This is a genomic window from Halomonas campaniensis (assembly GCF_014193375.1).
In the GTDB taxonomy this organism is placed as follows: domain Bacteria; phylum Pseudomonadota; class Gammaproteobacteria; order Pseudomonadales; family Halomonadaceae; genus Halomonas; species Halomonas campaniensis.
This window is the reverse complement of the sequence record NZ_JACHZF010000047.1, coordinates 1-10,450: the sequence shown is the minus strand read 5'-3', so window position 1 is coordinate 10,450 and position 10,450 is coordinate 1. Positions and strand designations below refer to the sequence as shown.

The 10,450-nt window shown below is 68.5% G+C and carries 6 protein-coding genes; 4 read left to right on the top strand and 2 right to left on the bottom strand.

Annotated features, from left to right (window positions below; genetic code table 11):
- Positions 1 to 266: 266 nt before the first annotated feature.
- Positions 267 to 1,193: a MurR/RpiR family transcriptional regulator gene (locus BDK63_RS17840; protein ID WP_254275215.1), complete on the bottom strand. Its 927-nt coding sequence runs from the start codon at positions 1,191 to 1,193 to the stop codon at positions 267 to 269.
- 251 nt (positions 1,194 to 1,444) lie between these two features.
- Between BDK63_RS17840 and BDK63_RS17835 the strand changes: the two genes are divergently transcribed.
- The 4 genes from BDK63_RS17835 (at position 1,445) to BDK63_RS17820 (ending at position 7,459) form a co-directional block, all read left to right on the top strand.
- Positions 1,445 to 2,266, top strand: a complete 822-nt coding sequence (locus BDK63_RS17835; RefSeq protein WP_246386310.1) for an enoyl-CoA hydratase/isomerase family protein — start codon at positions 1,445 to 1,447, stop codon at positions 2,264 to 2,266.
- A 129-nt stretch (positions 2,267 to 2,395) separates the two neighbouring features.
- A complete protein-coding gene (locus BDK63_RS17830; protein WP_183334436.1) occupies positions 2,396 to 4,600 on the top strand; it encodes an acetate--CoA ligase family protein in 2,205 nt (734 codons plus the stop codon).
- Entirely contained in the window at positions 4,597 to 5,415 is an 819-nt protein-coding gene (locus tag BDK63_RS17825; protein ID WP_183334433.1) for an enoyl-CoA hydratase-related protein, read from the top strand. The genes BDK63_RS17830 and BDK63_RS17825 overlap by 4 nt, the downstream gene beginning before the upstream one ends.
- A 127-nt stretch (positions 5,416 to 5,542) precedes the next feature.
- Positions 5,543 to 7,459, top strand: a complete 1,917-nt coding sequence (locus BDK63_RS17820; protein WP_183334431.1) for an SLC13 family permease — start codon at positions 5,543 to 5,545, stop codon at positions 7,457 to 7,459.
- 201 nt (positions 7,460 to 7,660) lie between these two features.
- Here the strand turns inward: BDK63_RS17820 and BDK63_RS17815 are convergent, their stop codons facing one another.
- Entirely contained in the window at positions 7,661 to 10,108 is a 2,448-nt protein-coding gene (locus BDK63_RS17815) for an acyl-CoA dehydrogenase (RefSeq protein WP_183334429.1), read from the bottom strand.
- Between the last annotated feature and the right edge of the window lie 342 nt (positions 10,109 to 10,450).

The following is a 10,450-nucleotide window of genomic DNA, read 5'->3' as shown; positions in this document are numbered from 1 at the left end:
CATGGCGGCTGATGCGGTTGATTCTTGTGTAGGAGCTTGAATTATAATCGATTTTCAGCCGCCTTTTTCATGCCCGGTGCAATATCCGGGCTAGGCCCTTCGGGCAGCGCCTAGCTGCAAGCGCCGAGTGCCCAGCAGCTCACTGACGGGCGGCAGGTGGAGACTAAGAAAACGAAAAACCCGCCAGAGTCAAACTTCGGCGGGTTTTTCGTTGGCACCAACGGCGGCATCATACTGCTCGGCGCTCGGCGCTCGGCGCTCGGCGCTCAGCCGTTCTCCACATAGGCGCCCATCTGGCGCATCCGCGTCTCGAATCCCGCCACGTTGTCCACCAGGCCGTCGGGGCCGAAGGCCACGCACTCCGCCAGCAGCACCTCGATCAGGGTGATCGCCGAGAGGATCGACGGGAAGAAGTGTGGCGTGGCATTGGCCACGTTGAAGGTGATGCTCGCGCCGGGGACCAGCGGCGAGCGCATGGTGTCGGTGACCACGATGGCGCTGACCCCCGCCGCCCGGGTGATCTCCAGCGCGCGCATCGTCTCGGCACAGTAGGGCTCGAAGCCGAAGGCCACCACCACGTCGCCCTCGCCGAAGGGCGCAAGCTCCGTCAGCAGCCCCCCCTCCTGGCCGCGGATCAGCTGGATGTTGGGCATGGCGATGCGCCCCACGTAGGCGAAGTGGTAGGCGCAGGCGAAGGTGTCACGAAACCCCACCACGGCGATCCGCTCGGCGCCCAGCAGCAGCCGGGCGGCATCGCGCACCCGTGCCTGGTTGTCGGCGGTGAACAGCCGGCCGATGTTGTCGAAGGCCGCGTCGCCCACGTCGAGGAACACCTGGTCGTCGGTCTGGCTGGCCAGGGTGCGCAGCTGGCTGGCACGCCCCGAGAGCTCCACCGGCCCGGCCTGGACCGCCGACTGGAACACCTCGCGGAACTGCTCGTAGCTGTCGAAGCCGAGGCGCTTGGCCAGTCGCACCAGGGTCGAGGCGGTGACCTCGGCGGCGGCGGCCGACTTGCGGATCGACTGGAAGGCGATCTCCACCGGATGCTCCAGCACATAGCCGGCGGCGAGCTTGAGCTGCGGGCTGAGTTCCGGATAGGCCTCGGCGAGCTGCTGGTTGACCGTATCCAGCCGCGTGGTGCCGCCGGCTTCCGGGGACGGCGAACCGACCTCCTGCACGTCGTGGTCCAGCACGGGGATCTCCTGGGTTGGTGGCGGGGCGGCGTCATTGTAACCGATGGGCGCCGAGCATGGATGACACAATCGTTTCTCATCGATAAACAACGTGACACACGCGTGTTGACCTGCCTGCGACCTTTGGCTAGGATGCGCGCAGAACAAGCGTGCTGCCGATGTGGTAATAATGACACGTTTGTTTCCACGGTGATTCACCATCGCCCTGGCTTATCGAACCCATCTGCCACGCCCCGAGAGTGCCGCACCCCATGAGCCAAGCCCCCAGCCAGTCATCGATGTCCCCACTGCCGGACTACGAGACCCTGATCACCCGCCGCCACGGCCAGGTGATGGAGATCCGCTTCAACCGCCCCCAGCGCCTCAACGCCGTGACCGAGCGGCTCTACGCCGAGCTCAACGACGCCCTGACCCGCGTCGAGGCCGATGGCGAGGTCCGCGTCGTGCTGATCACCGGCGAGGGACGCGCCTTCTGCGTGGGCGCCGACCTCAAGGAGCACAAGGAGGGCCGTACCGCCTTCGATCGCCGCCAGTACCTGCAGGGCGAGCAGATCGTCTGCCGGCGCCTGATGCAGATGCAGACCCCGGTGGTCGCCGCGGTGAACGGCTATGCGCTGGGGGCCGGGGCGGAGCTCGCCATCGCCTCGGACTTCCTGCTGATGGCCGAGAGTGCCCAGATCGGCCTGCCCGAGGTCTCCATCGGCAACTTCCTCGGCGGCGGCGTCACCTGGCTGCTGCCGCGCCTGGTGGGGCTGGCCAAGGCCCGCGAGCTGGTGTTCCTGGGCGAGCGCATCGACGGTGCCGAGGCGGTTCGCATCGGCCTGGCCAATCGTGCCTTCGCCGACGACGGGTTCCTCGAGGCGGCCCTGGCCTTTGCCGAGACGGTCGCCGGCAAGGCGCCGTTCTCCATGGCCCTGGCCAAGGAGCAGCTCAACTTCTCGGGCGAGCGCACCCTGGACGCCTGCCTGACCGCCGAGCTGGAGGGGATGACCTTCGTCGGCACCACCCGGGACTGGCAGGAGGGCGTGGACGCCTTTGCCGAGAAGCGCGCACCGCGCTTCCAGGGCCGCTGAGTCCCGACGCCACCCGCGCCTGACGTCGTCACCTACCGCTGAATCGCCATCGCCCGGCCGCGGCCGGGCCTGAACCACGCTTCATTCGCCCACGCTTCATTCGCCCCTGAGGGCAAGGTCAGCCAGCACATGAATCCCATCGAAGGACACCTCCCCACCCGCAGCCCGCTCCACGACATCCTGGCGCCCACCGGCATCGCCGTGGTGGGTGCCTCCGCGGACCCTACCAAGCGCGGCTACAAGGCCATGGTCGGCCTGATCAAGGATGGCTACCGGGGCGAGATCTACCCGGTCAACCCCAAGGCCGACATGATCCTCGGCGTCAAGGCGTGGCCCTCGGTCACCGCGATTCCCGGCAGCCCGGAGCTGGCGCTGATCTGTACCCCGGCGCCCTCGGTGCCCGGGCTGATCGCCGAGTGTGGTCGTCGCGGTATCAAGGGCGCGGTCATACTGGCCAGCGGCTTCGCCGAGATCGGCGGGGACGGGGCCGAGCTCGAGCGCGAGATGATGGAGAAGGCCCGGGCCCACGGCGTGCGCCTCATCGGCCCCAACACCTCGGGCATCTTCAACCTGCACCACAAGGTCAACCTGCTGGCGCTGGACAACGTCAAGCCGGGTGACGTGGGCATCATCTCCCAGTCCGGCAACATGCTGCTGTCGCTGGCGCTGGAGGCGCAGCACAACGGCCAGGTGGGCTTCTCCACCTACGTGGGCCCGGGCAACCAGAGCGACATCGGCTTCAACGATTACCTGCGCTACCTGGGCGAGGACGAGCACACCCGCGTCGCCACGCTCTACGTGGAGGGCTTCCGCGACGGGCGCAAGTTCCTCGAGGTGGCCCGCGAGGTGACGGCCATGAAACCGGTGGTGGTCTACAAGTCCGGCTCCACCGAGCAGGGCCAGAAGGCCGCCAGCTCCCACACCGGGGCCCTGGCCGGCAGCTATGCCATGACCGTGGACCTGCTCCGCCAGGCCGGCGTCAGCGTGGTGCAGTACTCCGACGAGATCCTGCCGGTGGCCGAGGGGCTAGGCCTGTTGCAGAAGGCGCGCGGCAAGCGCGTGGCGGTGATCTCCGACGGCGGCGGCCAGGCCACCATCGCCTCGGACCGCCTGGCCGAGGCGGGCCTGGAGCTCGCCGAGCTCTCCGAGGCGACCCGCCAGAAGCTGCGCGACGTGCTTTTCCCCCAGGCCTCCACCGTGAACCCGGTGGACGTGGCCGGCTCCACCGACGCCAATCCGTCGCTGCTGGCCACCTGCATGGAGATCGTCGCCGCCGACGACAACGTCGACAGCGTCTTCCTGGTGGGCATGTTCGGCGGCTACAGCATCCGCTTCGCCGAGTCGCTGCTGGGCGACGAGATGCGCGGCGCCGAGGCGATGGTGGACCTCTCCAACGCCACCGAGAAGCCGCTGGTGATCTACAGCCTCTATACCCCGATCAAGCCCCCGGCGCTGCGTCGCCTGCACGAGGCGGGCCTGCCGGTCTACGCCTCCATCGAGCAGTCGGTGCGGGTGCTCTCGGCGCTGGGCGAGCGCGGGCAGTACCTGGCCCAGACGAATCGCCAGGCCCGCGAATCCGCGGTCGAACCGCGTCCCGAGCTCACCGCCATGTTCCAGCAGGCCCGGGCCGAGGGCCGTGACCTCTTCGAGTACGAGGCCAAGCGGCTCTTGCGCGACCACGGCGTCCAGGTGCCGGAGGAGCGGGTAGTGCGCGACGAGGCGGAGCTGGCGGACGCCGCCAGCCTGTTTGCTGGAGAGAGCGGCGACACCCCGCTGGCCATGAAGGTGGTCTCCAAGGATATCCTGCACAAGTCCGACGCCGGCGGTGTGAAGCTCAACGTGGTGGGCGAGGCCGCCATGCGCGAGGCGCGCCAGGCGATCCTGGCATCCTGCCTGGCCTACGACGCCAGCGCCGAGATCGAGGGCGTGCTGGTCACCCCCATGGCGAAGAAGGGCGTAGAGGTGATCGTCGGGGTGATCCGCGATCCCATCTTCGGCCCGGTGCTGATGTTCGGCCTGGGCGGCATCTTCGTCGAGATCCTCGAGGACGTGGCCTTCCGTTCGATCCCGCTCTCCCGCTTCGATGCCGAGTCCATGGTCGAGCAGATCAAGGCCAGGAAGATCCTCGACGGCGTGCGCGGCGAGAAGGCGGTGGACAAGGCCGCCCTGGTCGACCTGCTGCTCACCGTGTCACGCCTGGTCGAGGCCTACCCGGCGCTCTCCGAGCTCGACCTCAACCCGGTGATCGTCAACGCCGACGGCTATGCGGTGGTGGACGCCCGGGTTATCGTCGAGCGTGACGCCGAATCCACCGACAAGGACGCCGACGCATGAGCCAGTCAAACGCCCCAGCCGACCTGCCCCAGCTGACCGATGCCCGCCTGGCCCTGGAGGGGCGGGTGGCCACCCTGACCCTGGATCGCCACGATGTGCGCAACGCCCTGACCGGCACCGCCCTCACGGATGACATCGTCGCCGTGGCCGAGTGGGTCAACGCCTGCGACGCCGTCTCGGTGCTGGTGATCACCGGGGAGGGCAGCGCCTTCTCCGCCGGCGGCAACGTCAAGGACATGGCCAGCCGCGGCGGCGACTTCGCCGGCGACGTGGCCGAGGTCTCGGCGCGCTACCGCCGCGGCATCCAGCGCATCCCCCTGGCCCTGCAGGCGGTGGAGGTGCCGATCATCGCCGCGGTCAACGGCCCGGCCATCGGCGCCGGCTTCGACCTGGCCAACATGGCCGATATCCGCATTGCATCAACCCGGGCCAAGTTCGGCGAGATCTTCCTCAACCTGGGGATCATCCCCGGCGACGGCGGCGCCTGGTTCATGCAGCGCCTGATCGGCTACCAGCGTGCCTTCGAGCTGACCCTCTCCGGGCGGGTGATCGACGCCGAGGAGGCCAGGGAGTACGGCATCGTGCTGGAGGTCTGTGATCCCGAGGCGCTGATGGAGAAGGTGGGCGAGCTCGCTTCCCGTATCGCCGCCCAGCCGCCCAGGGCCACCCGCCTCACCAAGCGGCTGATGAAGATGGCGCAACGCACCGAGCTCAAGGACTTCCTCGACCTCTGCGCGGTCTTCCAGGGCATGTGCCACAACGAGCCGGAGCACCTGGAGGCGGTCAACGCCATGCTGGAGAAGATGGCGAAGTAGCGGCCTCGACGGGCGCCAGGAACCCGGCGTCGGCCGGGTTTTTGCGTTATGGCGCAAGAAAGTGCTTGTCCGCGACCGGGTGGCCTGGCAATGCTGTCGGCATCGACATTCACAGGGAGGTGAACGCATGGCCGACAGCACCCTGGTCTTCATCGTGCTCGGGTTGACGCTTGCGGCGTTCGTCTGGGGGCGCTTCCGCTACGACCTGGTGGCGCTGTCGGCGCTGCTGGGTTCGGTGATGCTGGGCCTGGTGCCCGGCGACGAGGCCTTCCTCGGCTTCGGCCACCCGGCGGTGATCACGGTGGCCGCGGTGCTGGTGCTGAGTCGCGCCTTCGAGCGCTCCGGGGTGGTGGACGTCATCGCCGAGCAGGTGCTCAGGGTCGGCGAGCGGCTCTTCCTGCAGCTCGCTGCCCTGACCGGGACGGTGGTGGTCCTGTCCGGCTTCATGAACAACGTCGGCGCCCTGGCGCTGCTGCTGCCGGTGGCCATGCGCCTCGCCCGTGAGCACGATACCTCGCCGTCACTGCTGCTGATGCCGCTGGCCTTCGGCTCGCTGCTGGGCGGGCTCACCACCCTGATCGGCACGCCTCCCAATATCATCATCGCCAGCTACCGCGGCTCGGTCACCGGCGAGAGCTTCGGGCTGTTCTCCTTCTCGCCGGTCGGTATCGCCGTCGCCCTGGCGGGGCTTGCCTTCATCCTGCTGATTGGCTGGCGGCTGGTGCCGCAGCGCGCCGGCAAGGCCTCCACGGAGGCGATGTTCGACACCGCCAACTACCTGGTCGAGCTGCGGGTGGGGGAGGAGTCGAAGGCCAACGGCCTGACCCTGCGTGAGCTGCAGCAGGAGCTGGAGGAGACCATTCCGGTGCTCGCCGTGGTGCGCGACGACAAGCGCCGGGCCGGCCATGCCTTCTTCGGCACGCTCAGGGAGGGCGACATCCTGCTGCTGGAGGCGGGTCCCGAGGAGATGAAGCTGCTGGAGGACAAGGCGGGCCTGAGCCTGGGCAAGAACGCCGAGGAGGAAGAGCAGGAAGCCGACGAGAAGGAGGAGATCGAAGCGGGCCGGGAGGCAGAATCGCCCAGCATGGTCGCAAGGAAAGCGCAGGCCGAGGAGAAGGCCGGGGAGGAAGAGAAGAAGGGAAAGGAGAAGGAGAAGGAGAAGGAAGGGAAGAGCGGCGTGGATACCGAGGGCCTGCAGCTGGTGGAGGCGGTGGTGCGCAACGACTCCCTGATGGTCAACCACACCGTGACCCAGCTCCGCCTGCACAACCAGTTCGGCCTGCACCTGGTGGCGGTGGCCCGGGACGGCGGCCGCCTCAAGCAGCGGCTGAGGGAGATCCGCTTCCGCCCCGGCGACGTGCTGCTGCTGCAGGGCGGCGAGAGCGAACTCTCCGAGAGCCTGGTCACCCTGGGCTGCCTGCCGCTGGCCAGCCGCAACCTCACCCTGGGGCAGCCGCGGATGCTGCTGGTGTCGCTGGCCATCTTCGCTGCCGCCATCCTGGCCATCCTGCTGGGCGTGCTCCCCGCGGCGGTGGCGCTCTCCTCGGCAGCGCTGGTCTCGCTGCTGGTGGGGGTGCTGCCGTTGCGGGAGGGCTACCAGGCCCTGGATGGCCCGGTGCTCGTGCTGCTGGGCGCCATGATCCCGGTGGGCCAGGCGCTGGAGACCAGCGGCGGGGCCGCGCTGATCGCCGAGACGATGCTGGTGTGGGGCGTGCAATGGCCGGTGGTGGTCACCCTGACGGGGCTCTTCGTGGTTACCATGATGCTCTCCGATGTGGTCAACAACGCCGCGGCGGCAGTGCTGATGGCGCCCATCGCGGCGAGCCTGGCCAACGGCTTCGGGGTCTCCCTGGATCCCTTCCTGATGGCCGTGGCGGTGAGCGCCTCATGCGCCTTCCTCACTCCCATCGGCCACCAGTCCAACACCCTGGTGATGGGCCCCGGCGGCTATCGCTTCGGCGACTACTGGCGCATGGGGCTGCCCCTGGAGGTGGTCATCACCCTGGTGGCCATCCCGATGATCCTGCTGGTCTGGCCGCTTTAGAGCGGTGCCAGAGTACGAGAGGCGCCGGGGAAAGGTCGTAGAGGGGGTCCTATGCCAGGGATGGCATCGGTAGCGTACAGGGAAGTATTCACAGTGCCCCCTCGAGACCTTTCGCCGGAATAGCCTCGAGTCATGCTTTGGGGGGAAAGCAAACGCCCCGGCATCTGCCGGGGCGTAGGGTTGTGGCGGTGCAGAGAGGCGTCAGGCCGCCTGGTGGCGCAGCACCTTGGACTTGTCGGTGACGAAGGCGTCGTACTCGAAGTCGTCCACGGTGAGCAGCTCCAGCACCCGGGCCTCGCGCTCGCGCATGAAGGTGGCGTCCTCGTCGCTGATGATGCCGGCCCTGGCGGCCTCTTCCACCCGCTGCTCGGGATGCAGGGCCTCGGCGGGCAGTTCTCCCTTGGCATAGGCCTTGTTGACCGTGCGGTAGAGGGTCTCGGCGCGCTCCTGGGTGGCCAGCAGGGCGTTGTACTGGGCCAGCGGGTTCTCCTGCACGCCGTCCTCTGCCTGCCAGGCCTCGGCCAGCAGCTTCCTGCGCAGGGCGGTGTCCCGGGAGACGGCCTGGGCGATGGTGCGGGCCAGGTCGTCATGGGGGCGCTTGAAGCGCTTGCCGCGCGGCATCACCGCCAGGCGCAGCACCCGGGCCAGCGCCCGGTTGGGCAGGTTGTCGAACAGCTCGTCCAGGGCCTGCTCGGCACGGCCCAGCAGCCACTGGCAGGCGTAGTGCAGCAGCGCCGCCTCGCCCTCGACCTTGTCGCCCTCATGCCACTGCTTGAGCACCATGGAGGCGAGGTAGAGGTTGGAGAGCACGTCGCCCAGCCGCGCCGAGAGCATCTCGCGCTGCTTGAGGGTGGAGCCGAGGCTCGCCATGGCGGCGTCGGCACAGAGCCCGAAGCCGGCGGAGAGCCGGGCGATCTCCTGGGCGTAGCGCTGCGCCTCGGCGTCGAAGGGCACGGCGGGCTTGCCGATCCCGAGGCCCTGGGTGAAGGCGCGGGCGGCATTGCCGAAGATCAGGCCGGCATGGCCGAAGAACGCCTTGTCGAAGGCCCGGATGTCGTCGGCGTCCTTGGCGGCCAGCTCCTCCAGCACATAGGGATGGCAGCGGATAGCCCCCTGGCCGAAGATCATCAGGTTGCGGGTCATGATGTTGGCGCCTTCCACGGTGATTGCCACCGGGTTGGCGCTGTAGCCGATCCCCAGGTAGTTGCGCGGGCCCAGGGTCACCGCCTTGCCGCCGTGGATATCCATGGCGTCGCCGAGGATCTGGCGCTGGAACTCGGTGAGCTGGCTCTTGAGGATCGCCGAGGGCACCGCCGGCTTCTCGCCGCGGTCGATGGTGTTGGCAGTCTGGTAGACCGCCGCCTGGGCGATGTAGCCCAGGGCACTCATGCGGGCGAGGGGCTCCTGGATGCCTTCCATCTCGGCCACCGGCACGTTGAACTGGCGGCGGATGCGGGCGAAGCCGCCGCTCCAGCCGATGGCGTAGCGGGCGGTGCCGGTGGCGCCGGAGGGCAGGGTGATGCAGCGGCCGATGGAGAGACACTCCACCAGCATGCGCCAGCCCTGGCCGATCATCTCGGTGCCGCCGATGATGGTATCCAGCGGGACGAAGACGTCCTTGCCCTTGATCGGGCCATTGAGGAAGGGGCTGCCGATGGGGTGGTGGCGACGGCCGATCTCCATGCCGGCGGTGTCGCGGGGAATCAGCGCCAGGGTGATGCCGCGGTCCTCCTCGTCGCCCAGCAGCTTCTCCGGGTCGAAGAGGCGGAAGGCCAGGCCCACCACGGTGGCGATGGGGGCCAGGGTGATCCAGCGCTTCTCGAAGTTGAGGCGCACGCCGAGCACCTCCTTGCCGTCGATGACCTGCCGGCAGACCACGCCGGTGTCGGGCAGCGAGGTGGCGTCACTGCCGGCGCGGGGGCCGGTGAGGCCGAAGCAGGGGATCTCGCGGCCATCGGCCAGGCGCGGCAGGTAGTGGTCCTTCTGTGCCTCGGTGCCGTACTTGAGCAGCAGCTCGCCCGGGCCGAGGGAGTTGGGCACGCCCACGGTGACCATCAGGGTCTCGTTGACCGAGAGCTTCTGCAGCACCAGGGACTGCGCCTTGGCGGAGAAGCCCAGGCCCCCGTACGCCTTCGGGATGATCATGCCGAAATAGCGCTCCTGCTTGAGGTGGTCCCAGAGCGCCTGGGGCAGGTCGGCGCGCTCCTTGGCGATCTCCCAGGCGTTGCACATGCCGGCGGCCACGGAACACTGGTTGTCGATGAAGGCACGCTCCTCTTCCGTGAGGCCCTCGTCCGCGTAGTCCAGCAGCGCCTGCCAGTTCGGCCTGCCGGTGAAGAGCTCGCCGTCCCAGGCCACGCTGCCGGCCTCCAGGGCCGTGCGCTCGGTGTCGGAGACCTTCGGCGAGACCTTCTTGAACAGGGCGAAGAGGCGCGGGGTCAGCCACTTGCCGCGCAGGGCCGGCAGGCCGGCCACCGCCACGGCCAGGGCGCCGGCCAGCAGCAGGACACCCAGCAGGGTGGAAGCGAGGAGCAGGCTTATCAGGCCGGTGACGGCGAGCACCGCCAGGGCGGGCAGGGCACCCGCCTCGCGGCGCATCACCGCCAGCAGGCCGACGACGGCCACGATCAGCAGGATCAGGGTGAGCATGGAGTGACTCCGGTTGTGGTGAGACGCAGGGATTCGAACAGATGTTTGAATTCTTGCAGACTAGCCCACATCGGTGCAACCGGCCAGTGGCACGACTCTTGGCTAAGGCTTTGGAGAGGAGCGAGAGGCGCCGGGGATAGGACGTAGAGGGGGTCCTATGCCAGGGGTGAGGAGCACTGCTCCGAACGGGCCGGCCATGGATGGCCAGCACCGGTCCTGCAAGCGGAGCGGGACGCGAAAGCGAAGCAGGGCGTCGGTAGCGCCCAGGGATGATGAGATGGTCTCCTCCCCCTTTAACGGCGTCGCAATGCGCCAGAATGGAAGAGACATCCATTCAAGGAT

Bases quoted from the DNA above. Each gene is read 5' to 3' on its own strand.
- BDK63_RS17825 (WP_183334433.1), top strand. From the start codon at position 4,597: ATGAGCCAGTCAAACGCCCCAGCCGACCTGCCCCAGCTGACCGATGCC.
- BDK63_RS17815 (WP_183334429.1), bottom strand. From the start codon at position 10,108: ATGCTCACCCTGATCCTGCTGATCGTGGCCGTCGTCGGCCTGCTGGCG.
- BDK63_RS17830 (WP_183334436.1), top strand. From the start codon at position 2,396: ATGAATCCCATCGAAGGACACCTCCCCACCCGCAGCCCGCTCCACGAC.
- BDK63_RS17820 (WP_183334431.1), top strand. From the start codon at position 5,543: ATGGCCGACAGCACCCTGGTCTTCATCGTGCTCGGGTTGACGCTTGCG.
- BDK63_RS17835 (WP_246386310.1), top strand. From the start codon at position 1,445: ATGAGCCAAGCCCCCAGCCAGTCATCGATGTCCCCACTGCCGGACTAC.